This window comes from Paenibacillus wuxiensis (assembly GCF_040195695.1).
In the GTDB taxonomy this organism is placed as follows: domain Bacteria; phylum Bacillota; class Bacilli; order Paenibacillales; family Paenibacillaceae; genus Paenibacillus_B; species Paenibacillus_B suaedae.
Map to the genome: position 1 here is coordinate 43,743 of NZ_JBEFZI010000010.1, position 22,598 is coordinate 66,340.

General features: G+C 48.8%; 22 protein-coding genes. 17 read left to right on the plus strand and 5 right to left on the minus strand.

Annotated features, from left to right (window positions below; all coding sequences use genetic code 11):
• Positions 1 to 17: 17 nt before the first annotated feature.
• Positions 18 to 218 (minus strand): DUF5325 family protein, encoded by a 201-nt coding sequence (locus ABN764_RS22520; protein ID WP_021254259.1) that lies wholly within the window; start codon positions 216 to 218, stop codon positions 18 to 20.
• A 120-nt stretch (positions 219 to 338) separates the two neighbouring features.
• On the opposite strand from ABN764_RS22520, the gene ABN764_RS22525 reads away from it, so the two are divergent.
• Positions 339 to 557, plus strand: coding sequence for an alpha/beta-type small acid-soluble spore protein (locus ABN764_RS22525; RefSeq protein ID WP_072730701.1), 219 nt, complete (start codon positions 339 to 341; stop codon positions 555 to 557).
• Between the two features lie 158 nt (positions 558 to 715).
• Here the strand turns inward: ABN764_RS22525 and ABN764_RS22530 are convergent, their stop codons facing one another.
• Positions 716 to 1,699 carry a metal-dependent hydrolase gene (locus tag ABN764_RS22530; RefSeq protein WP_446673175.1) on the minus strand — a complete coding sequence of 328 codons (984 nt, stop codon included), beginning with the start codon at positions 1,697 to 1,699 and terminating at the stop codon, positions 716 to 718.
• Between the two features lie 112 nt (positions 1,700 to 1,811).
• On the opposite strand from ABN764_RS22530, the gene ABN764_RS22535 reads away from it, so the two are divergent.
• The 3 genes from ABN764_RS22535 to ABN764_RS22545 all read left to right on the plus strand — a co-directional run bounded on the left by ABN764_RS22535 (position 1,812) and on the right by ABN764_RS22545 (position 3,865).
• The gene (locus tag ABN764_RS22535) at positions 1,812 to 2,096 is read left to right on the plus strand and encodes a hypothetical protein (protein WP_446673176.1); all 285 of its coding nucleotides are present in this window, start codon (positions 1,812 to 1,814) and stop codon (positions 2,094 to 2,096) included.
• Between the two features lie 166 nt (positions 2,097 to 2,262).
• The gene (gene cyoE, locus ABN764_RS22540; RefSeq protein WP_044354829.1) at positions 2,263 to 3,195 is read left to right on the plus strand and encodes a heme o synthase; all 933 of its coding nucleotides are present in this window, start codon (positions 2,263 to 2,265) and stop codon (positions 3,193 to 3,195) included.
• 70 nt (positions 3,196 to 3,265) lie between these two features.
• On the plus strand, positions 3,266 to 3,865 hold the full coding sequence (locus tag ABN764_RS22545) for an SCO family protein (RefSeq protein WP_446673177.1): 600 nt from the start codon (positions 3,266 to 3,268) through the stop codon (positions 3,863 to 3,865).
• A gap of 4 nt (positions 3,866 to 3,869) precedes the next feature.
• On the opposite strand, the gene ABN764_RS22550 is transcribed toward ABN764_RS22545, so the two are convergent.
• The 3 genes from ABN764_RS22550 to ABN764_RS22560 all read right to left on the minus strand — a co-directional run bounded on the left by ABN764_RS22550 (position 3,870) and on the right by ABN764_RS22560 (position 5,889).
• Entirely contained in the window at positions 3,870 to 4,220 is a 351-nt protein-coding gene (locus ABN764_RS22550) for a toprim domain-containing protein (RefSeq protein ID WP_446673271.1), read from the minus strand.
• Positions 4,221 to 4,406: 186 nt separating this feature from the next.
• Positions 4,407 to 4,535, minus strand: a complete 129-nt coding sequence (locus tag ABN764_RS22555) for a hypothetical protein (protein WP_260612440.1) — start codon at positions 4,533 to 4,535, stop codon at positions 4,407 to 4,409.
• Between the two features lie 154 nt (positions 4,536 to 4,689).
• Positions 4,690 to 5,889, minus strand: a complete 1,200-nt coding sequence (locus tag ABN764_RS22560) for an MFS transporter (RefSeq protein ID WP_174811118.1) — start codon at positions 5,887 to 5,889, stop codon at positions 4,690 to 4,692.
• 148 nt (positions 5,890 to 6,037) lie between these two features.
• Between ABN764_RS22560 and ABN764_RS22565 the strand changes: the two genes are divergently transcribed.
• From ABN764_RS22565 to ABN764_RS22625, 13 genes are all read left to right on the plus strand, one after another.
• The gene (locus tag ABN764_RS22565; RefSeq protein ID WP_021254252.1) at positions 6,038 to 6,478 is read left to right on the plus strand and encodes a hypothetical protein; all 441 of its coding nucleotides are present in this window, start codon (positions 6,038 to 6,040) and stop codon (positions 6,476 to 6,478) included.
• Positions 6,475 to 7,653 carry a transglutaminase domain-containing protein gene (locus tag ABN764_RS22570; RefSeq protein WP_446673272.1) on the plus strand — a complete coding sequence of 393 codons (1,179 nt, stop codon included), beginning with the start codon at positions 6,475 to 6,477 and terminating at the stop codon, positions 7,651 to 7,653. Before ABN764_RS22565 ends, ABN764_RS22570 begins: the two co-directional genes overlap by 4 nt.
• Before the next feature lie 109 nt (positions 7,654 to 7,762).
• Positions 7,763 to 9,856 carry a peptidoglycan D,D-transpeptidase FtsI family protein gene (locus ABN764_RS22575; protein ID WP_268633088.1) on the plus strand — a complete coding sequence of 698 codons (2,094 nt, stop codon included), beginning with the start codon at positions 7,763 to 7,765 and terminating at the stop codon, positions 9,854 to 9,856.
• Positions 9,857 to 10,142: 286 nt separating this feature from the next.
• A complete protein-coding gene (locus ABN764_RS22580) occupies positions 10,143 to 11,144 on the plus strand; it encodes a metal ABC transporter solute-binding protein, Zn/Mn family (protein WP_446673178.1) in 1,002 nt (333 codons plus the stop codon).
• 50 nt (positions 11,145 to 11,194) lie between these two features.
• Entirely contained in the window at positions 11,195 to 11,965 is a 771-nt protein-coding gene (locus ABN764_RS22585; RefSeq protein WP_446673273.1) for a metal ABC transporter ATP-binding protein, read from the plus strand.
• Between the two features lie 5 nt (positions 11,966 to 11,970).
• The gene (locus ABN764_RS22590; protein ID WP_446673179.1) at positions 11,971 to 12,924 is read left to right on the plus strand and encodes a metal ABC transporter permease; all 954 of its coding nucleotides are present in this window, start codon (positions 11,971 to 11,973) and stop codon (positions 12,922 to 12,924) included.
• Positions 12,921 to 13,802: a metal ABC transporter permease gene (locus ABN764_RS22595; RefSeq protein WP_446673180.1), complete on the plus strand. Its 882-nt coding sequence runs from the start codon at positions 12,921 to 12,923 to the stop codon at positions 13,800 to 13,802. The genes ABN764_RS22590 and ABN764_RS22595 overlap by 4 nt, the downstream gene beginning before the upstream one ends.
• A gap of 256 nt (positions 13,803 to 14,058) precedes the next feature.
• Positions 14,059 to 14,793, plus strand: coding sequence for a Cof-type HAD-IIB family hydrolase (locus ABN764_RS22600; protein WP_446673181.1), 735 nt, complete (start codon positions 14,059 to 14,061; stop codon positions 14,791 to 14,793).
• A 45-nt stretch (positions 14,794 to 14,838) separates the two neighbouring features.
• Positions 14,839 to 15,315 (plus strand): DUF456 domain-containing protein, encoded by a 477-nt coding sequence (locus ABN764_RS22605; RefSeq protein ID WP_446673182.1) that lies wholly within the window; start codon positions 14,839 to 14,841, stop codon positions 15,313 to 15,315.
• A gap of 139 nt (positions 15,316 to 15,454) precedes the next feature.
• Positions 15,455 to 17,125, plus strand: a complete 1,671-nt coding sequence (locus ABN764_RS22610; RefSeq protein WP_446673183.1) for a putative polysaccharide biosynthesis protein — start codon at positions 15,455 to 15,457, stop codon at positions 17,123 to 17,125.
• Between the two features lie 269 nt (positions 17,126 to 17,394).
• Positions 17,395 to 19,374: a methyl-accepting chemotaxis protein gene (locus ABN764_RS22615; RefSeq protein ID WP_446673184.1), complete on the plus strand. Its 1,980-nt coding sequence runs from the start codon at positions 17,395 to 17,397 to the stop codon at positions 19,372 to 19,374.
• A gap of 340 nt (positions 19,375 to 19,714) precedes the next feature.
• Positions 19,715 to 20,896 (plus strand): acetyl-CoA C-acetyltransferase, encoded by a 1,182-nt coding sequence (locus ABN764_RS22620; protein ID WP_446673185.1) that lies wholly within the window; start codon positions 19,715 to 19,717, stop codon positions 20,894 to 20,896.
• Entirely contained in the window at positions 20,865 to 22,529 is a 1,665-nt protein-coding gene (locus ABN764_RS22625; protein WP_446673186.1) for an AMP-binding protein, read from the plus strand. The genes ABN764_RS22620 and ABN764_RS22625 overlap by 32 nt, the downstream gene beginning before the upstream one ends.
• The last annotated feature ends 69 nt before the right edge of the window (positions 22,530 to 22,598 follow it).

Below are 22,598 nucleotides of genomic sequence, written 5' to 3' on the forward strand. Positions count from 1 at the left end.
TTGTTAAGCCTGCTTGCCTACTGGCCTGATGTATGATCTTGTTGGGCTAAGCTTCGCCGACGAAGCTTGGCCTTCACAATGAAGCCGCATCCCATATTCACGATAGCAAGTATGGTAAAGAGAAGAGCAAGCCAGACACTTTGGCTGATGGAGATCGCTGTTGCGATCAGCAGGGCGATGGAAGAGCATGCGAACCATAGTGATAACCATTTGTTCATGGGGAAGACTCCTTTTCGCAAAATAATGTTACAGATAAGTATAACATTTTGCAGGCCGGATAAAATAAGTTTGCAAGCTTGCACAACTAGAAGCGCCTAATTGCGAAAGGAGATTCACCTATGTCTAATCGTTCTGGTTCCAACAACTTGGTTGTTCCTCAAGCTACTGCTGCATTGCAGCAAATGAAATACGAAATTGCTCAGGAATTGGGCGTTCCAATTCCACAAGACGGCTACTACGGGAACTACACTTCCCGTGATACCGGTTCTATCGGGGGATACATGACGAAGCGTTTGGTGCAAATGGCACAACAATCGCTTTCCGGCGGTTCCCGCTAATCGAAATGCACTAATGATTTGGCTACCCTGCGCGTGGGGTAGCCTTTTATTATGAAAAGTGAGCATCAACAGCATTTGGCCAAAAAAGAAGGTACAGTGGATCCTGTCTTCACAGATTCCCTGTACCTTCTTCTTCTAAGTGCCCTTACACGCCGTTTCTATTCGTATTCCAATCCAAAATGCTTGCCGGAGTGAGTTTTGTTCAGCCAGCCTACGAAATAATCAAGCGTCTCATACTTGGCGTTCATCATGACGACAGCAACGAGGGGGAATTGCTTGCGATGCCTATACCTGACATCGGCCCAGCGAACGGCATATCCATAACCGGTTGGCTCTACCGTTGCACAAGCGTAGCGTGAAATGTACAGGAGCGCTTCTACAGCAGGGTGCTCCTTGGAAGCTTCTACTGCTGGATGCTTATCGCAGTAGGCCGTCTCTGTCCAATGGAGACGATTGTGATTCCAGTTCCCGATTCGGTATGCCCCTTCTGGAAGAGGCTTGACTACATTCCATCTGGATAGCGATACGGTCGGAATAAGTGTATACGTGTCCGAATGGACGTACTCTTCATCGAAGAGCAGCATCTGATCCTTAAGCTTCTTGTGTACAGATGCCCTCCATAAGAAGTACACAAGGAGCAGCGCATACAGCACGGGAAATACTATTCTTGGTGACAAGACACCCAATCCCCACAATGCTACAGCTACGAGGTGGGAAGAGAAAATAATCGGATCGAACAGCGAGATGAAGTCAAAGGACAGCCATTTGTCTGTAACAGGCCACGCCGCTTGGGTCCCATAGGCATTACACAGATCAGTAATGACGTGTATAACTACGGCGAGAGCGGTCCAGAGCAGAACGTGCCAGAACAAGGCACCCTTGTTCAGCAAAGTCATTAGACCTGCGATAAGCAGTGCCCATATTGGCAGCATCGGGATGGAATGTGAGATGCCTCGATGCTGACGAATATAGGTGGTGTTGTCCTTCAGCTTGAGCGCAACATCCGCGTCCGGAGCCTGTGATCCGAGCAGAACACCGAAGAAGACGGCCGAAGCCGTCGCAGGATGGGTCATGACGGCAGGATCAATGTGTGAGAGTCCGGCAAGCCCCAATCCGATAACAGCATGTGTGCTTGTATCCATATTCGTAATCACCCTCTTGTATTGTGAGCAATTATGTACCAGAATATGACTCATGAGTACAAATCACAAGAAGAATTCAGTGGGGGAACATAAGAAAGAGGGGGAATCAACCATGAACATTATATTTGTCGAGTATCGAATTGATCCGGACAAGCGAGAAGCATATTTGGAACAGATTACAGAGCGCCTGCAGCCATTTCCTCAAGTCGTATTATATGAAGGAACTGACCAGCCTAACGTATTCGTGGAGCAGTGGATGGATACCACACACGAAGAGTATTTGCAGCTAAGACGGATTCGTCTCGAGGAAACGAGCGAATGGGACGTCATTACCGATTGTATTCCTGGCGGCAGATCCAAATTGCATATCTGGGAGTTCGCATCAATTTCCAAATAAGTATAGCCGCACACGCTTTTGTGAGGAAGATCCAATAGATTGTCAAAATGATGAACGATGCTGCGAGACATTGTCAGCAATTGGACGTTTTTGATATGATGAAAATTACAGCGGAAACATAAAGTTTCTGCTCTTGTTTGTACAACACAAGGAGGAACAGGTCATTTTGGATAAACAATATACGTACCAGGCTCCTTCCGACTCTATCCCGCTATCGCCGGAACCGGTGCGGGTCGAATTATGGAAAGAGTTTGTTCAGTTAACAAAGCCGGGCATTATTCGCTCCAACTTAATGGCTGCATTTACAGGGTTTTGGGTGGCAGCCAAATGGGATATTCCGTGGATGACCATGCTGTGGATGATAATTGGTACAGCACTTACGATGTCGTCCTCATGCGTGTTCAACAACTATTTTGATCGAGATTTCGATATGAAAATGGAACGTACGCGCAATCGTTCGCTTCCTACGGGACGGTTACAGCCGAATGTTGTGCTCTGGTATGCCATTATTCTTGGTATTGCAGGTCTGTCGGTCTTGTTCCTGATGACCAATCCATTGACAGGATGGTTTGGCGTTCTGGGCATGTTTGTTTATGTAGTCATTTATACATTGTGGTTGAAGCGAACATCGACATGGAGTACCTCTGTTGGAGCCATTTCGGGAGCAATGCCACCCGTTATGGGGTATACATCTGTGACAGGTCAAGTGGATGAAGGAGCTATCCTGTTGTTCCTCATTCTATTCCTGTGGCAGCCGCCTCACTTCTGGGCGCTAGGCATTCGACGTGTTGAAGAATATCGTGCCGCTGGATACCCGCTGCTTCCCGTAGTCAAAGGAATCGAGCGGACGAAAAAGCAAATGATTCCATATGTACTGCTGCTTCTGCCGGTTACTTGGCTGTTCTATTCGTATGGCTATGTAAGCTGGATTTACGGGGTATTAGGAACCATTCTTAATGTGCTTTGGCTGTATATTTGCATCTCGGGCTTCAAGGCGAAGGACAATGAAGCTTGGGCGAAGCGCAACTTCTTGTTTTCAATTAACTGGTTATTGCTGCACTTGTTCATTCTTGTCTTGGATACGATGGGTAAAATGTAATATCGCATCAAATCGAATTAATTGGAATTCAGCCTGACCACTAAAGGGAGTGTAACGGGAGGAACAGACGATGTCTCTATGGGCGAAGAAGTATTCTTTGCAAATCTTCTTAATGTCACTGGTTGTGGTATTTGCAATTGTTGCGGCTTGGTTATATTGGCCGCGTGAAGATTTCAAGAAGGCACCGGATTTTTCAATGCAAAATGTGGATGGAAGCACAGTAAGTCTTGATAGTACAAACGGGAAGGTAAGGCTCTTCTATTTCTATTTCACGAATTGTCCGGACGTCTGTCCGCCGACGACATTTATGCTGTCTGAAGTACAGACTTTACTGCAGGAGAAAGGCGTATTTGGTAAAGAGGCAGGTATCGTATCCATCTCCTTCGATCCGGAGCGGGATACGATGGATGCAATTAAGACGTGGTCACAGAAATTCAACGCTGACTACTCAGGTTGGTATTTCCTTCGCGGAAAAGAAGAGGACGTGGCCAACATGATGCCAGCGCTGGACTCTGCTGTGATGAAGGATCAGGATGGCAACTTTACACATCTCAATGTCATTACCCTGGTCGATCAGAAGGGCAATATTCGCAAAGCGTATAATGCGAATGATCGGGAGCGAACAACGCCCGAAGTGATTGCGGAAGATGTCATGAAATTAATTAAATAAGAGATTAGTTAAGCGGGGGAAGAACCGGATACACGATGTATTCGTCTAACCCCGCTTTTTCTAATTGTTGGATTAAATACTCATCTGGCGTGCCTTCTACTCCAGCATACCCTCGGCGCGTATAGAGATGATCTGCATCCGGGAACGTGTCTCGCAGTACAGCTCGAATACGTTTCCCAGAAGAGTCATTATCCATAAATAAGTATACGGGCTTATCTCCAACCTGCTTACGCAGTTTTTCTGTGCGATCGGTATTCAATGTCCCATATGTGCACATGATGTCAACTTTGTCAGCCAACAGCTTTCGCAAGCGGCTGCGATCGTTTTTGCCTTCTACGATGAGAGCGATTTCCATCGTGTTCACCTTCTTCCTCTATGCGGTACGGGCAGCATTCCGAATCTGATGGAAATGATCCGGCCAGTAATTCTCCCATTATCAATAGTGTACCACGAATGATGAAATCCATTGCGGCGATGCAACACATGACAAAATTGGCTTGCCCGGAGGCAAGCCGTATAAGGAGAGAGCGAGATGGGGGGGTTACAGCAGAGGAGCACGCAGAATGATGACGAGCAGGATGAACAGGGCGAGAATTACGGTGGTTATTGTCCAGAAGCGTGCGCCGAACGCCAGCTCTGGCCCACCGCCAGGCTCAGTATAATACCCCAACTAGGTTCACCTGCTTTCGTCGGTAGTTCATTTCTCATCATTATAGTATGTTCGCGGAATTCTCCTGTTCTGTGTGTTCACCCATATTTGGAAATATGGGCGCAAGCCATGCGAAGGCATCAATATGCCGGGATAGGACATTCAGCTCTTGTTCTTATGTAGTTGGGTTCGTCGTAGGTGGACGCGTGCTGTGGACAGTCTTCTTCACTAACGATGTAGGCTTGCCTGGCGGGAGCAGCGTAACGGCTGTCATAAGGACGAGAAATGCGATGAAGTACGGCGATAATTGCCCACGGAGCTGCCCGGCAATCATCGGTCCAATGAAGGAGCCGATAGAAGAAGCAATCGATAAAATAGAGAAGATTCGTCCGTATCTGGCCCCGCCGCTCAGCAACAAGAGATGTGCTGATAAAGCCGGTAAAATGATTCCCTTCGTCATGCCGATAAGAAATAAGGAGAGAAGTAAAGGAACAGGCCAGTGAATTGCCAATAGAAAGAACAGAATCGCTAGCGAAAAGGAGCCGAGCCATGTGCGCATATAAGCAGAATATTGATTCAAGAACAACATGCTTAAGGTAAGGAGCGCCCCGAGGCTGATGGCCGAGAACAATACGCCTGTTTTCATTATTGAGGTTAATGCGTCAGCCATAAATGGCAACTCAAAAAATAAGATGCCCTGCGAGCAGGCAATGGCAAGCGGCATAAAGTAGAAGCGCCATGGGATAGCAGGTGCATGCTCAGAAGATGCAGCTGGTGTTGAAGTAGGGATGCTTGGTGCTGTCGTCTTAGAGGAGGGACTTTCACTTTCTTGAACATCTTGAATAAACAGCCATGCCAACATACCAACAAGGATAAGGCCAATGCCCAGCGCTTGGAACGCCATGACGAATCCGATTTGGGAAACGAGATAAGCGCCAGCGGCAGGAGAGACAACAGAAGCCAATGTATGGACGAGCCCATTGCCCGCCATCAACTTGCCTTGATGAACATGATCGCGTGCCATTCGTGCAAGCAGAGACAGGCAAGCAGGGGAGAGGAACGCGAGTACGAATCCGCTTATAGAGCGTAGAATAAGCAGCTGCCATGGGTTGACGACATGGGCCTGAAGCATGAGAATAATGCCGGCTCCAATGAGGCTGAACACGATGAAGATGCGGCTGCCGAAGCGGTCTACTCCGTAACCGGCCATGACGTTGCCAGGCAGATGGGTGAACGAGTACATACCCATCATTAATCCGATGAAGGATGGAGCAGCACCAAGAGAAATTGCAAATGGGGTCAGTATGGGGTACTGCGCATGCAAATCGAAAAACGCAACGAATAAAAACAGGTAGAGCCAAAAGACAGAACGCAAGCCAAGTCACCTCCAGATCGCTATGGTATACTTGTACGTATTAGCGGACGAACTTAGTACCCGAATTTGGCTGAAGGTGTTAGATGGTCTGACTGTTGCATCATATGGGAATGATGTATAATACGCTTTGGAAAGGGTGATTGAAGAAGTGAGTCAACTCGAAATGTGGTTTGAATTTATTAAGCAAAATTGGCTTGTCTTCCTAATCGCACTCATCGTACTGCTCGTAATTGTTAGTTTCGTGAAAACGATGATAAAATGGGCGCTGGTCGTCGTAATTGTCGCTGCTGTAGCCGTCTATAGCGGAATTACGTGGGACGACGTGAACAACGTAGTGACGACAGTGAAGGATGAGACTGTGCTGAAGCTTAAGGATCAAGCGATGAATTCCATGATGGAGGAAGCGAAGAAGGCGACGTTCAAGAGCAATGAGGACGGGACTTATACGATCAAGTCGCCGAATTTGGAGCTTACAGGCACTCCTAACAGCGACAAAGTGAAATTATCGTTCAATGGAGTCTCCCTTGGTGAATGGAGCATGAACGATACGATTCGCGATTTCGTGAAGGAAGCGAAGCAGAACAAATGAGTACCGGATTGCAGTGGGAATGGAACGCGATAACGCTAGTACTGCTTGCGGTCGTGCTTCTTTCCGCAGTTCAAGGGGTGGCGAGAGGCGCTTCGGGGTCCATGCGCCACCTCTTTCTATTTGTTGCTCAGTCGGCCTGCACCATTGCATCGCTTATCCTGTCCTTCGCTGCTGCGATGTGGCTCTCGCCCATGGTACAGCGTCAGTTCGTTGATTGGAATATTGTTATACCCTCCCATGCACTGGTTTGGTGGGAGCAGATCTATTATACCTTCGTGACAGGGGTACGGGACTTCGCACTGCTGCGCGTTGCAATCTTATTCGGCATCATCTATATGCTCGTCCGAGGAATAATGGGTTGGCTCGTTTCTTTGATCTGGAGCGGGGCTTCTGTGGCGAGTCAAGAAGAAGGAAGCTCATCTTCTCGCTCAGGGTTCATGCAAGTGATTGGCCGTATGGCCAATTGGCTAACGGGTGGTGCAATTGGTGCGCTAATTGGTGGTGTGCGCGCCTTCATCATTATTATGGTGTTATTCGTATATGTTGCCCTTCAGCCTGCTACGAAGGCAAGCGATATCATTCAATCCTCTTCTGCTTATCGTACGGTGGCTAACCAAGTGATCGAGCCTCTTGCGGGATCATTAATTACAGAGAGTCTGCCTGTCTTCACCTCCCAAATGGGGCAAGAATTCGGAGAACTTCTGCAGCGACGATATGAAGTCATTGATAATCAGATTTCTTCCGATGTGAAGCAAGCTGCGCGTGATGTGACGGCAGGAGCATCGAACGATGAAGAGAAGGCGCGACGCTTGTATGATTGGGTTGGTTCTCGGGTTCAGTATGATTGGGATAAGGCCAAGCAATACGAGACGAAGCGGATTTGGAAGGAGCAGACCCCGGAAGATACCTTCGCTACGAAGCAGGGGGTATGTATCGATTATGCTCGTCTGTATGCAGTTATGGCTCGTTCCTCAGGACTTCAAGTCAAGGTTGTGACTGGTCTTGGATACAATGGCAATGGCGGCTATGGTCCGCATGCCTGGAATGAGGTCTGGCTAAGCGAACAGAAGAAATGGGTGCCGCTAGATAGCACATGGGCATCATCGGGAGATTGGTTCAATCCTCCTAAGTTCGACACCACTCATATTCCAGATAAGCCATTGACGATAAGATAATTTGCGGCGATGGCGATTAGAAGCTGCACAACCTTTGAATATAGGCAAATCAGTATGGTAAAATAAATAAGATTGTACAGCAAAAGTTAGCAAGAAAGGATGATTGGCATTGAGTCATCCAAATGCGGATGATCCGCAGAAGCGGGAAGTACAGAACCGGCGTACGTTTTCGTTTCGGTTGAACTTATTCTTTTTTATTACATTTTTGATTTTCACCGTGCTTATCGTGAGACTGGCCATTTTGCAATTCGTTGAAGGTCCCGCCCTGAAGGAGAAGGAGTCCCAGCTTGGATTCCGGGAAACTGCGGTACCACCGCTTCGGGGAACTATTTATGATGCTTCGAATACGCGGCTAGCCTATTCTACAGCGTCGCAATCTCTTTACTTCAATGTGGTGAAGAATTACGGGGATCCGAGCAAGAAGATGACGGATGACCAGAAGAAGAATCGAGCTGAGGTAGAGCAGCTTGCGAAGCAGCTCGAGGAAATATTCAAGAAGATAGGCAGTCCTCAAGACAAGCCATTAACAGCTGAAGAAATTTTGAAGCGAATGGACTTGGGTGGAAAGATGAACTTTGTTTTCGTTCCTAGGCTCATTAAATCAGGATTGACGAAGGAAGAGGTTGCTTACTTCCTGGAGCATAAATCGCAGTTCAAAGGCATCGATATCGTCGAGGATAGTGTCCGTAACTATGATAAGGATACGATCGCAGTACAGACGGTCGGTTATTTGAAAAAGTTCAAGGGTGTTCGCGAGCGGATGCCGTTCTACAAGGAACAGTATGAGAAGCAGGAACAGCTTCCTACGGAGAAGGAATACTTGGAATACGAGGATGTTGGCGTTGACGGCATCGAATTGATGTATCAGAACGAGCTGCGCGGTTTGAACGGGGTGAAGAAGTTCCCGGTCAACGTGGCGGGTCGTATTATCGGGCCGATGCAGCTGACGAAGCCGGAGCGCGGCAACAACATACATTTGACGATCCATCGCGATATTCAAAAGGCAACAGAGGAGTCCATCGTAAAAACGCTGGAGAAGATTCGTAATTCCTCGAACCGCACCGAGTATGCACCAAATGCACGCACAGGCTATGCAGTTGCGATGGAAGTGGACACGGGCAATATCGTATCGATAGCCAGTATGCCAGATTATGACCCGAACGTATGGCGGAATGGTCAAATCAGTAGCGACGACTATGAAAAGATTCAGTATTTCATGGGGAACGGAGCTATTCGCGAGGTTTATGGACCATACAATGATGACAAGGAGCGCGGACGACATCCGACATCACTTGTATACCTCGGTTCTACAATGAAGCCATTGTCCGTCCTCATCGGTCTGAAAGAAAATCTGTTCGGCCCATGGGCAGAATACTATGATAAGGGCTATGGGGAGTTCGGCCGCAAAGGATATGAGACGAAGGTATGGAACTCGAGTCGAAGCTCTTATGGTTATATGGATGCTGCGAAAGCCCTTAAAGTATCCTCCAACGCCTTCATGGTAGACATGATCGGGAAAAAGCTATTTTCCCTTTCCGACCGGAATGGGCTGGAGTTATGGGATAAATATATGGATGCCTTTGGTCTCGGCGTGAAGACAGAAAGCGGTATGCCTGGTGAATCCGCTGGATTGAAGGACTACCTGGTGGAGGCGGAGCGTAACAATGCACAATCCGCACTTGTATATGCCTCCTTCGGTCAGCAAGGGAAATATACAACCTTGCAGCTTGCTCAATACGCAGCTACCTTAGCGAACCATGGTCAGCGCATTAAGCCTCAGTTCGTGAGCAAGATTACGGACGGAGATGGCAAAGTAGTAAAAACCTTCGGACGAGAAGTGTTGAACGAAACGAAATTCGACGACACGCACTGGCGTGTTGTTGAAGAAGGGATGTCGAAGGTTAACGTTCATGGCTTTGATGGTTTCCCTTACTCGTTCTACAGAAAGACAGGTACTTCGCAGCAAAGTATAGCGGGGAAAACGCTGGAAAACGCGGTGTTTATCGCGTATGCGCCGGCGGATAAGCCGAAGCTTGCGGTTGCGGTTGTCGTTCCGGAAGGCGGATATGGTTCTTACGGGGCAGCTCCGGTCGCGCGTGCTATGTTTGATGCGTACGATGAGGTATACGGACTAACGGGTACGCCGAAGAAGAAGCAAGGTACAGGCGGCGAATCTACGGATGCAGCTAACAACAATCAATAAGCAGGAGGAATCGCTGCGTTCAGTGGCAATGATGAATTTCTGAGCGTTGCAAGCCTCAAAATATAGACTTTTTCATATCGTACATGGTGTCACCGATCAGGGAGCACATCGCATACGATATGGAAAAGTCTTTTCTTTTTGCAAAAGTATATGTCTAGGGAAAGAATTTTTTTTATACAAAAATAGTTGCATTAGGGAAACATATTTGTGTATATTAAACAATGATCAGTGATAAACGTAATCATTACAAAAAAACATTGGGCATTCATGTGGGAGGGAACGAAAGATGACGAAGGCAGCTGAAAGACCGAATGGGAAGTTTAAAATGAATTCGGCGTTGAAGCGGTTGGTTATGACGATATTGTTCTTAAGCGTAGCTGTAGGATTAGCAGCATGTGGAAGCAGCACAAACGAGGGCAAGACAGAGGGAACTGCAACGTCTGCCGATGCTCATCCAATCAAGGTGACAACTACGATTGGTATGATTGCTGACGTGGTGAAAGAGGTAGGAGGAGAACGTGTTGATGTGATTGGGTTGATGGGGCCAGGGGTTGACCCTCACTTATACAAGGCGTCCCAAGGAGACATTAAGAAGCTGGATGATGCGGACATCGTATTCTACAACGGCTTGCATTTGGAAGGGAAGATGGTCGATATTTTGGAGAAAATGAGCGGCAGCAAGACGACGGTTCCCGTCTCCAGAACAATTTCGGAATCAGAGCTGCTCGCAGATCCGACATTAGCACAATCGCATGATCCGCATATTTGGTTCAATGTGCAGAATTGGATCAAGGCAACGGAGGTCATTCGCGACACGCTGGTGGAATATGATACGGCACATGCAGAAGCCTATAAGCAGCGTGCTGAGGCATATGTAAGCAAGCTGCAAGAGCTTGATGCGTTTGTACACAAGCGGATAGAAGAAATTCCGGAAGGGAGCCGCGTGCTCGTTACGGCGCATGACGCGTTCGGATATTTTGGCAAGGCGTACGGCATGAAGGTCATGGGGCTTCAAGGAATCAGCACAGCTTCTGAATACGGAAGCAAGGATGTATCCGATCTTCGCGATTATCTGGTGGACAATCAGATTAAGGCAGTTTTTATTGAATCGAGTGTACCGAAGAAGGCAATTGAGGCGGTCATCGAAGGAGCGAAGAAAAAAGGCCATGAGGTCGTCATTGGCGGTGAATTATTCTCGGATGCAATGGGCGAGCCGGGGACAGAAGAGGGGACTTATATTGGCATGGTTCGCTTTAACGTCAATACGATCGTCGATGCACTGAAGTAATGTACATAACTTCGAGTGATATAACACGGTAGGAGAGGAGCGAAATGAGCATGATGGATAAGGGGAATACGCCGCTTCGTGTGAGCGGCTTAACTGTTGCATACCAGAAGAAGCCCGTGCTTCGCAATGTTAGCTTTACGATACCGGAGGGGAATTTAATCGGCATTATCGGCCCGAATGGTGCAGGGAAATCTACACTTATTAAGTCTGTGCTTGGATTAATTCCTCGGGTAAGCGGAGAGGTGAATATATTCGGCAAGCCTTACGCGGAAAGCCGCAAACGGGTAGGCTACGTCCCACAGCGCGAATCTGTCGACTGGGATTTCCCCACGAACGCACTTGATGTTGTAATGATGGGCCGTTACGGACACTTAGGATGGTTCAAGCGACCGGGCGCGAAGGAGAAGGAGGTTGCGCTCGATTGTTTGGCCAAGGTGGGGATGGCGGATTTTGCAGACCGGCAAATAAGTCAGCTGTCCGGCGGACAACAGCAGCGTGTATTCCTGGCAAGGGCGCTTGCCCAAAATGCGGACATCTATTTTATGGATGAGCCGTTCGTTGGTGTAGATGCGATGACGGAGAAGGCGATCATTACATTATTAAATGAATTGAAGCGTCAGGGGAAGACCGTGCTTGTCGTCCATCACGACTTGGCAACAGTGAAGGAATACTTCGATTGGGTAATGCTTCTGAATGTAGAATTGGTTGCCTGTGGAGAAACCGAAAAAATATTTAACACAAGCATGTTGCAGCAAACCTATGGCGGCAGACTGACCGTGTTGGATCAAAATGCGGGCGCCGTCATGGTAGGAACGAGGTGAGTGCAATGTTCGGAATATCTTGGGACGTGCTGCGTGATCCGAATACGCAATGGATTCTCGTCGGTTGTTTGCTGCTCGGTCTCATGAGTGGCATTGTAGGCAGCTTCGCTTATTTGCGGAAGCAGAGCCTGGTGGGGGATACGCTCGCGCATGCTGCGCTGCCAGGCATATGCATTGCTTTTATGCTCACTGGGGTTAAATCGCTGCCCTTATTTTTCCTAGGGGCCTTCTTGTCAGGTATGCTGGCAACAGCGGGAATTTCAGTCGTGACACGCTATACGCGCATCAAAGCAGATGCGGCAATGGGGATCATGCTATCGGTGTTCTTCGGTGTAGGCATTGTGCTGCTGACGCAAATTCAACATTCCAGCTACGGTAACCAAAGCGGACTCGACAAGTTTCTGTTCGGCCAAGCAGCTTCCATGATGCAGAGTGATGTCTATACGATGGCTGGCGTGTCGCTGCTTATTATTGTGGCATGCAGCCTGCTGTTTAAGGAATTCAAGCTGCTCAGCTTCGATCCTGGCTTTGCGCGCGGACTTGGGTTTCCGGTTGGTGTGCTGGAGCAGCTGCTTATGCTGTTTACTGTAATTGCCGTCGTTGTTGGCATTCAGGCAGTCGGCGTTGTGCTTGTTGCGGCACTGTTGATTACTCCTGCCGTATCTGCACGCTATTGGACCGATCGACTCGGATTGATGGTGCAGCTCAGCGGGCTGTTTGGAGCAGTAAGCGGCATTATTGGCACACTTGTCAGTACGACGACAAGCAATTTGCCTACTGGACCGCTCAGTGTATTGGCTGCAACCTTCGTCTTCTGCTGCTCGGTTGTTTTTGCCCCGCGTCGCGGTGTGCTTGCGAAATGGATTCGTCGGATCCGTAATCATCAATCGATTCGGGTGGAGGAGCGGATTCGTCTAGAGGAGACGGAACCTCGATTGCGAAAGGAGGCTTCGTTGTGACAGACCTATGGATTATACTGACCGGTGCGCTAGTAGCTGCAACTTGCGGGATATTGGGCTGCTTCCTCGTGCTTCGCAAAATGTCCATGATCGGGGATGCCATCAGCCATTCCGTGCTTCCCGGCATCGTTATAGCCTTCATGCTAAGCGGCTCGCGTGATTCGTTCGTCATGCTGCTGGGTGCGTCCGCGGTAGGCTTAGTAACGGTATTTCTCATTCAGCTGTTTCAAAATAGCGGCGTGCAATCGGATGCATCAATTGGAGTGGTATTTACCGCGTTATTCGCGGTTGGCGTTGTGCTCGTAAGCTTGAATGCACGCAATGTGGATCTGGATTTGGATTGTGTTCTGTTTGGTGAAATCGCCTATGTCCATTGGAATACAATGACCTTGTTCGGCATCGACATGGTGCCGAAGGCCGTATGGATACTCAGCTTTACACTGCTAGTGATATTGCTCGTTATCGGTTTTTTCTATAAACAGTTCAAAATATGTGCATTTGATCCGGCGATGGCTATCGCCTGCGGCATACCTGTTGCGTTATTTCATTATTTGCTGATGGGGCTCGTGTCCATGACGACAGTGGCTTCATTTGAAAGTGTAGGAGCTATCCTTGTCGTCGGCATGCTTATCGTTCCAGCTTCTACCGCCTACTTGCTAACGGAGCGCTTGAGTCTCATGATTGTGTACAGTGTGGCCATTGGAATTGGATGTGCAATAGCTGGCTACTACTTGTCCTCCTTACTGGATGCGTCAATAGCGGGAATGATGGTCACGGTAGCGGGCGCATTGTTCATACTTGCCTTTTTGTTGTCCCCGGCTCATGGAATGCTGGCACGCGTGTTGAAGCGTCGTCGGATTGCAGAGATGACTGCTTAGAAGCAGCTTAGGAACACCCTTTGCTCCTGATTAGGGAGAGGGGTGTTTTTTTGTTATTGCCACATAGGAACTGCTGCGTAAGCGGCCTCTTTGTAAAGGAAAGGAATTCTTTGTTGTAAATGCCTGCATATGATACAATGGCGTTATGCAAATTTGTGCACGACAATGATTGACAATGAGTGTTACAAGCTTCGACAAATAACGAATCACAACTCGTCTGAAGCGGAACGCATCAGAGACAGGAGTGACGGATGAGATGAGTAAATATAAGTTGTTGGCTCTCGATATGGATGGAACGGTATTGAATGATGATCAGCGCATTTCCAAGGAAAATGCTGATGCCATCCGCAGTGCTTGCGATGCGGGAATTACGGTCATCTTCTCCACTGGCCGCGCGTTCGTCAATGCACTTCCTTATGCGGAAGAACTCGGATTGAATGCTCCAATGATAACAGTCAATGGGAGTGAAGTGTGGAAGAATACACGTGAGCTGCACTTGCGTCATCTCTTGGATCGCGAGGCAGTGAAGCGCATGCACGCGATGTCCGAGGAGCATAATGTGTGGTTCTGGGCTTATTCGACGGAACGATTGTACAACAAAGAGAATTGGGGAGCCGATATCGAGGCTGAGGAATGGCTGAAGTTCGGCTACTTTACGAAGGATGATCGTGTGCGCGAAATTCTGTGGCGCGAACTGCGCGCCATGGGCGGATTGGAATTGACCAATTCCTCGCCACATAATATTGAGATTAATCCTGGAGGAGTCAACAAGGCAACGGGAATACAAACTGTATGCGAGCTTATTGGCTGCGAGATGTCGCAAGTGGTTGCTGTAGGCGACAGCTTGAATGATATGGCCGCGATTCAAGCGGCAGGGCTTGGTGTAGCTATGGGGAATGCGCAGGACGAAGTGAAGCAGGCTGCGGACATCGTCGTACGAACGAACAACGAGCATGGTGTTGCCCAGGTCATTAGGGAGTATATGCTGTAATCGATTGTTCACGAGCGTTTATTCTCGTGCAAGGTGGTGGAACGGATGGTTATTTTCGGTTGGATTAGTGTGATAGTCCTGTTTCTTGTCGGTATGGCTGGGGCTATCTATCCGATTTTACCAGGTGCGTTGGCAATCTATGCAGCTTTCTTTGTGTATGGATTATGCATTAGCTTTGAACCCTTCGGGTTCTGGTTCTGGGCGATTCAGACGATTATTGTAGCTGTGCTGTTTATTGCCGATTACGTGGTCAATGCCTGGGGCGTCAAGCGATTCGGAGGCTCTAAGGCTTCGATCATCGGGAGTACAATAGGGGTCATCATCGGTCCGTTCGTCATTCCGGCGTTCGGTCTTATACTTGGGCCTCTCTTAGGCGCGTTTATCGGGGAAATTATGACAGGAGCGAGTATGGATAAATCGACAAAATCGGCCATTGGTGCGGTTGTCGGACTATTTACGAGCATTGTCGTAAAATTTGCGCTGCAAATCGTGATGATTGTCCTGTTCTTCCTTTGGTTGTAAATGTTTTAATAGAAAAGGTGTCCATAAGACGGTCTGACGGTCTGATATAGACTAGGGCTGTCTTATGGAGCGGCTTCCTGCTCTTTGGAGAAAATACGGTGGCTTTTGCCATGATGAATAGAATTGAATTGAATGTAGTATGTTCGGACGGGATATTAGGATACGGGCTAGCATACAGAAAGAAGGGAAACGTTTGGCAAAGGAATCATTTATTAAAGGAACGCTCATTATTGCAGCGGCTACCCTCGTCGCTCGCGTCTTAGGGCTCTTTCAGCGCGTTCCGCTTGAGCATATGCTCGGTTCTGTGGGTAATGCCTCTTTTGCTGCCTCACAGACAGTCTATTTGATGATACTTGCAATAGCGACAGCAGGTATTCCGAGTACATTAAGCAAGATGGTATCCGAACGCTACGCGCTGAATAAGGTGCGCGAAGCGGAGCGGGTCTATTATGCTGCGCTGCTGTTCGGACTCATATCCGGTGTGATTACAACCTTGCTGCTCATCGCGTTCGCAGGTGTGTATGCGGATATGATTCAGCTGCCTGAGGCTGCACTTGCTATTCGTGCATTAGCACCTGCGCTGCTGTTGTTCCCGGTCATTGCCATGATGCGCGGGTATACGCAAGGGCGCAATATGATGCAGGCAAGCGGTGTATCGCAGATCGTAGAGCAGGTTTTACGTGTTCTTACGGCGATCGGACTTGCCTATATCTTGATGAGCACGCGGCAGAACCAAGAGTGGATCGCAGCGGGTGCTTCCTTCGGCGGTGTGCTAGGGAGTGTCGGCGCATTCATTATTATGATCTATTACTTGCGTAAGCTCCGTCAGGCAGATCGGGAAGCTGGAGTACGCGCACGCCGCAGGGGTGCGAAGAAAGTACCGCTCAGCGATATTTTCCGTTCAATCTTCGCGATGTCCGTACCGATTGTATTGTCTTCACTTGCCGTACCGGCTGTTAACTTTATTGATACGTCCATCACGATTCCACTTCTCTCACCGGAAGTTGGGGTAGATGAGGCGAAGCATCTGTATGGTATCCTTGGTCAGCGTGCACAATCGATCGCTGGCATTCCGCCAATTCTGGCGATTGCGTTAAGCACGTCGCTCATCCCGGTCATTTCCGCCGCCTTTGCGAAGCGGGATATGGTTCACTTGAAGCGGCAGACTACAATGGCAATGCGTATTTCCGTATTGAGTGGCATGCCGATCGTATTGGCTCTAGCGGTTGCAGCATATTCCGTGAACGGTTTCTTGTTCAGTACGTTGGACGGTGCAGGCATTATTGCAGCGTTGACGCTCGGTACGATATTCCAAATTACGATGATGACGTCAAGCTCGATTCTAATTGGACTTGGCAAACCTTATATTGCCATGATCAGTGTAACATTAGGTATTATTATTAAGCTTATTGCCAGCTTCTCGCTTGTTCACTTCTTTGGTATTTACGGCATTATTGGAGGAACAGCATTAAGCTTCCTGCTTATTACATGGCTCAATCTTCGTGTCATGAAGAAGGTTGTTCCGTTCTCGGTACTAGGCAATCGCTGGATAGGCTTCCTGATGACCATCGTGCTGTCGGGTGGCGTAGGATATGGCTGCGAATGGTTGGGCGAGCAATTAGTGGGCATCTTGCCGGCCAAGCTTGCCTTCATGTTCACGGCAGGTGTTGTAGGTGTGGGGGTAGTAGCTCTGTTCGTTGTTGGGCTGGTTGCTTTCCGCGTTATTCGATATGATGAGCTGTCGGGTTATCCGCGTGCGGTTCAGAAGGTACTGCGTCCATTGATGCGATTGCAGGGAGAACGTGGTTAATTCACATACGCGCTATTTATAGCGTAGTGAGAATAAAAAAATTGACAAGCTCCACGAAGGAAGCACAAGCGATGCACTTCCTTCATGGAGCTTTTTTTGTCGTACACCAGGGTGCACAAGGGAAAGGAAGCGATACGGGAGGATACAAGGATGATATGGTGTTAATTACCATATGTTGATTTTGTAACAATGTATAAACTTTTACCGTTTTATACCGATATACCAAACGTATTTTGGCAACGAGACTTGGCAAGCAAAGGGGTGTCAACATGAAGAGGTTTATTCAGTGGACTACAGGAATACAACAATCCTTACAAAAGAAAATAATATGCTTACTTGCGTTATTTATTGTCGTTCCTACGATTATTCTTATCATTATCCTGACAGGTACGGCAGCAAGCAATACGAAAGACATGGTCTACAATCAAGTGAATGGGGCTACCCAATCCATTGTCGGTATGCTGGATGACATGTATGATTCAAATGCCTATACGGTAAACAGCCTGGCTGACAGCATTAGTAAGAATTCGCAACAAAAGGACTGGATCCATGATCGGATGCTGGAGATTGCCAAAGATATTGAGAATATATATGCGGCATATGTCTTTGTAGATAATCAATACATACACAGTTCTAATGACAGTGATGAGACGATTGATGCGATGAAGCGGGACTGGTATCAGCAGGCAAAGAAAAGTGCAGGGAAAGTAATTGTGACGAAGCCGTATCGCGATGCGATAACGAATGATTTGGTAGTTACGTTCGCTAAAGAGCTCCCAGGGAAGAATGGAGTTGTTGCCATTGATGTGGCAATCGATCGGATTAACAAGGCTGTAGAGAAATACAAAGTAGGGAAAAGCGGTTATATCAGCCTGGTTGACAAGGATAATCAGGTCGTAACGCATCCGGTATACAAGCAGGGGACGGTTCTGGACGAAGCTACGTACGGAGAGCTTGCCACAGCGAAAGACAACGGCTCATATAAGTCGAATGCGGCAGGACGAAATGAGTTCGTCAGTTACGACAAACGCAACAAAATGGGATTGAGCATCGTCTCGGTCATCGCCTTGTCGGAAATCAACAGTCAAGCCAACTACATTTTTATTGTCGCATCCATCTTCCTAGTCGTTCTTATCGCATTAATGGGACTATTTTTATGGCGGTTTGTAAAGAGCATTATTCGTCCTGTTCTCCGCGTGCAGCAGCTGACGGAACGGATTGCTGCAGGTGACTTCACAGAACGGATTCCGGAGTCGGATCGCAGCGATGAGATTGGACGCTTGGAGAAAAACTCCAACACGATGGCACAGTCCTTGACTGATGTTCTGCTTCGCATTCGCGAAGTGTCTGAGACGGTTGCAGCTTCTGCTGAGGAGCTCTCCGCTAATACAGAAGAGAATGTAGCGTCTCTGCAGCAGGTTGCTGCCTCTTACCAGGAGGTGTCTGCACAATCATCGCTCCTTAATGATCGTCTCAAAGCGGTTCGCTCTGATGCGCATCAGTCTGGCCGCCAGTTGAAGGAAGTTACCGAACTGGTTAATCTGTCCTCTGAGGCTGCTAATGATATGAGTGAATGGGCAGTACGAGGAGAGCAGGCGTTGAGCAGTGTACGCTCGCAAATGAATGCAATTACAGAACATACAGAGCTGGCGACCAAGGAAACGGAGCAGTTGATTGAGCAGTCCCAGCATATTCGCCGGATCGTCGTATTCATTCAAGAATTGTCTGCACAAACGAAGCTGCTCGCACTGAATGCAGCGATTGAAGCTGCACATGCGGGCGAGCATGGACGTGGATTTGCGGTTGTAGCTGATGAGGTTCGCAAGCTGGCAGAGCAGACGAATGAAGCGGCTGGACAAATTACAGGCATGATTCAGCACATTCACGAACGTTCCGAAGCGGTATGGACAGCAATGCAGAACGGTTCGGCCTCGGTAGAGGAAGGTCAGCAGGTGACGAAGACGGTGACGAGCAGCTTCGCCGACATGTTCGCGGCAGTTGATGAAATGAACGTACAACTGAGTCATATTGCACAAATGAGCACTCAACTCACTAGTGCCAATGGTACGATGATCACTTCGTTCGATGAAGCGAGTGAAATGACGAATACAACGCTGCTTGAAATGGAAAATGTGGCGGCAGCGGGTGAACAGCAAAATGCTGCTATGCAGGAAATGGCTTCGTACGCGAACCACTTGGCTACCATTGCTGATGATTTGCAGCAGTTGTCTGCGAAGTTCAAGGCATAGCTTGCCTTGCTAGGTGCGGCGTTACGGATGCAATAAAGATATACAAATTACGGAGAGCACTTGAACCGCGTCGCGGTTCGAGTGCTTTTTTGTTGTCCAATCGGTTCACTTCTTCTCGGTTGCATCTATTTCGAAATAGCCCTTGTGAAGAGCAAGGTCATGGAGTGCGTTCATGTCTGTACCGTTATGCAACTGATTTGCAACTGTCATCGCGTTTACTGGAAATGGTGGATATACAGGCTTGCGGGTGAACGGGCATTTGGGGAAGGGGTTAGCCTCTGAACATTGCAGGACATATCTGCAAGCGGCAGCCATAAATCCTGAACGTGGGGTGGAATAGATGAATGAAGTGTGGATAATGGGTGCGGCACGCACGCCAATCGGTTCATTTCAAGGCAATTATCGGGATGTGACTGCAGTGGAACTGGGCACAGCTGCTATTCAAGAGGCCTGCAGCCGCGCTGGCATCATGGGAGAACATGTGGATCAAGTATGGATGGGACAGGTGCTGCAAGCTGGAGTTGGGCAAAATGGGGCACGACAAGCGGCTTTACAGGCGGGCATCCCTATCCATGCACCAGCGACGGGGGTCAACCTAGTCTGTGGATCAGGGCTGCAGGCTGTCATGCTGGGGACACAGAACATCAGGACGGGTGATGCAGATATCGTCGTATCTGGCGGAATGGAGAATATGACCCAATCTCCCTATATACTCAAGCAGGCAAGACAGGGATATAAGTACGGTCACGGGGAGCTGTTGGATACTGTACTGCATGATGGACTGACCTGTGCCTTTCTACAGCAGCCAATGGGCATTACCGCAGAGAAATTAGCGGAACGCTATCATATCACACGTGACATGCAGGACGCATTTGCACTAAAGAGCCAACAACGTGCGGAATCAGCGATGCGTGAAGGAAGATTCGAAGCTGAGCTCGTTCCAATCCGAGTACCTGAACGCAAGGGGGCATTCCGGACGGTGGATACGGATGAGCACCCTCGCCATGGCATGACCATGGACAATTTAAGCAAACTGAAACCTGCCTTCCTTAGCAATGGCACGGTTACAGCGGGCAATTCGTCCGGGATTAATGATGGGGCAGCTGCTGTTGTCTTGTGCAGCTCGGAAGCAGCTGTGAAGCGTAATTTATCACCACTCGCGGTGATGCGCGGTTATGCAGCAGTAGGCGTGGAGCCGGAATGGATGGGACTCGGACCTGTATCTGCGCTGCGGAAGGCTGCTGACAGGGCAGGCCTGCGCATGCAGGATATTGAACTGTTCGAAATCAATGAAGCTTTTGCGGCACAGGCGCTGGCTGTTACCGAGGAACTGGGCATTGATACAGAGATCGTCAATGTGAACGGAGGCGCGATTGCGCTCGGACATCCGATTGGTGCCAGCGGGACAAGAGTGCTTGTGACACTGCTTCACGAGATGGAGCGGAGAAAGGTGAAATACGGCGCGGCTGCGCTCTGTGTAGGAGGCGGTCATGGTGTCGCTGTCATCGTCGAGCGGGGCTGATTCGGAACGACAGCATTCATGGCGAAGCTTTGAAACGGTGGACAGTGCTGCATACTGGTTCGAGCATCGCTGCGAGAAGACGCCGGATAAAGTCGCGGTCGTAGACGCTCATACAGGGAATCGATACACGTATCGAGAGCTTGCATGCCGTGCAAGGAAGTTGGCGTTTGTACTGCAGCATCATGGTGTTAGCGCTGGGGATCGGGTTGCTGTACTGCTGCTAAATCAGGCTGAGATGCTGGATGCACTGCTTGCCTGCAGACTGTTGAGCGCGATTGCCGCCCCAATGAATTGGAGGCTCGCGGAAGCAGAGCTGCATGAAATTGTACGGGACTGTTCGCCGAAGGTGCTGCTTTATGATCGAACGGTTCCTTCGCTTGCTGCTCTATCTGAAGCATTACAAGAAAGAAGCGTAGAAGTATTGGATGTGTCTGCGCTGCTGCATGAACAGGCGGAGACCCAATGTGAACAGCCGGAGAGTTCGACAGTCAATGCAATCGAGGATGCATCTGCTGAGATTGCAGCCGGGGCAACGGCAGATGAGCTTGCACAACCTCGTGACATATTGGCACAGGAAGCAATCTGCCTCGATGATCCATGGCTCATGATCTATACCGGGGGAACGACAGGGAAACCGAAGGGGGTTGTCCTGTCGCATGGCTCTGTATTCTGGAATGCGGCGAACACGGTAATTAGCTGGCAGTTGAACGAATCGGACGTTACGCCGACGATCTTGCCTATGTTCCATACTGGAGGCATTAATGCACTGACATTCCCTGTACTTATGGCTGGGGGAACGGTCGTGCTCGTGCGCAATTTCCAAGCGGATGACATGATCCGACTCCTTCGGGAAGAACGTTGTACGATTGTGTTAATGGTGCCGACGATGTATCATCTGCTCGTGCAGTGCGATTCATTTAGAAATGATATGTTTCCGGATATGCGAACCTTTCTCTCGGGAGGTGCCCCGTGTCCATTATCCGTATATGAAGCATTTCATGTTAGAGGCTTGCCTTTCAAGGAAGGGTACGGCGCGACAGAGTCTGGTCCAAACAATTTCATAATCGAGCCGGAAGCGGCTAGAATGAAGCCCGGATCGGTAGGTGTGCCGATGCTGCTCGGAGAGGCAAGGGTTATTGGATCTGACGGGCGCATGCTGGCAGCAGGTCAAGTCGGAGAGCTGGCGCTTCGGGGAGGTCATTTGTTCTCGCATTATTGGAACAATCCGCAGGCGACGGAAGAGACGATGCAGGATGGATGGTTGTTGACGGGGGATCTGGCTCGAAGGGACGAGGACGGCTATTACTATATTGTTGGCCGGAAGAAAGATATGATAATTACCGGAGGAGAGAATGTATATCCACTTGAAGTGGAGCATATTCTTGAGAGTCATCCGAAGGTGTTGGAAGCGGCTGTGCTTGGCATAGCAGATTCGAAGTGGGGCGAAGTTGTCGTTGCTGCTGTCAGTACAGGAGAGATCTCCTCCTTGACGGAAGAAGAGCTCAAGCAATACTGTCAAGCGAGGATCGGGAAGTATAAAGTGCCCAAGCGTTTTATTCTCACTGAAGAGCTTCCAAAGACAGTAGTGGGCAAGCTGGACAAAAAAGCAATGAAAGTATGGTTTAGCGGTTGACCGAGGTCAGCCGCTCATTTTTTTGTAAAAGTGCTTGAGGCAGGTATAACTATGATACAATATACAGGA

Excerpts from the sequence above, each read along its gene's own strand:
- ABN764_RS22600 (WP_446673181.1), top strand. The coding sequence starts at position 14,059 with ATGAGTAAATATAAGTTGTTGGCTCTCGATATGGATGGAACGGTATTG.
- ABN764_RS22580 (WP_446673178.1), top strand. The coding sequence starts at position 10,143 with ATGACGAAGGCAGCTGAAAGACCGAATGGGAAGTTTAAAATGAATTCG.
- ABN764_RS22570 (WP_446673272.1), top strand. The coding sequence starts at position 6,475 with ATGAGTACCGGATTGCAGTGGGAATGGAACGCGATAACGCTAGTACTG.
- ABN764_RS22520 (WP_021254259.1), bottom strand. The coding sequence starts at position 218 with ATGAACAAATGGTTATCACTATGGTTCGCATGCTCTTCCATCGCCCTG.
- ABN764_RS22545 (WP_446673177.1), top strand. The coding sequence starts at position 3,266 with ATGTCTCTATGGGCGAAGAAGTATTCTTTGCAAATCTTCTTAATGTCA.
- ABN764_RS22610 (WP_446673183.1), top strand. The coding sequence starts at position 15,455 with ATGTTCGGACGGGATATTAGGATACGGGCTAGCATACAGAAAGAAGGG.
- ABN764_RS22530 (WP_446673175.1), bottom strand. The coding sequence starts at position 1,699 with ATGGATACAAGCACACATGCTGTTATCGGATTGGGGCTTGCCGGACTC.
- ABN764_RS22620 (WP_446673185.1), top strand. The coding sequence starts at position 19,715 with ATGAATGAAGTGTGGATAATGGGTGCGGCACGCACGCCAATCGGTTCA.
- ABN764_RS22550 (WP_446673271.1), bottom strand. The coding sequence starts at position 4,220 with ATGGAAATCGCTCTCATCGTAGAAGGCAAAAACGATCGCAGCCGCTTG.
- ABN764_RS22625 (WP_446673186.1), top strand. The coding sequence starts at position 20,865 with ATGGTGTCGCTGTCATCGTCGAGCGGGGCTGATTCGGAACGACAGCAT.
- ABN764_RS22615 (WP_446673184.1), top strand. The coding sequence starts at position 17,395 with ATGAAGAGGTTTATTCAGTGGACTACAGGAATACAACAATCCTTACAA.
- ABN764_RS22590 (WP_446673179.1), top strand. The coding sequence starts at position 11,971 with ATGTTCGGAATATCTTGGGACGTGCTGCGTGATCCGAATACGCAATGG.
- ABN764_RS22525 (WP_072730701.1), top strand. The coding sequence starts at position 339 with ATGTCTAATCGTTCTGGTTCCAACAACTTGGTTGTTCCTCAAGCTACT.
- ABN764_RS22535 (WP_446673176.1), top strand. The coding sequence starts at position 1,812 with ATGAACATTATATTTGTCGAGTATCGAATTGATCCGGACAAGCGAGAA.
- ABN764_RS22585 (WP_446673273.1), top strand. The coding sequence starts at position 11,195 with ATGATGGATAAGGGGAATACGCCGCTTCGTGTGAGCGGCTTAACTGTT.
- ABN764_RS22605 (WP_446673182.1), top strand. The coding sequence starts at position 14,839 with ATGGTTATTTTCGGTTGGATTAGTGTGATAGTCCTGTTTCTTGTCGGT.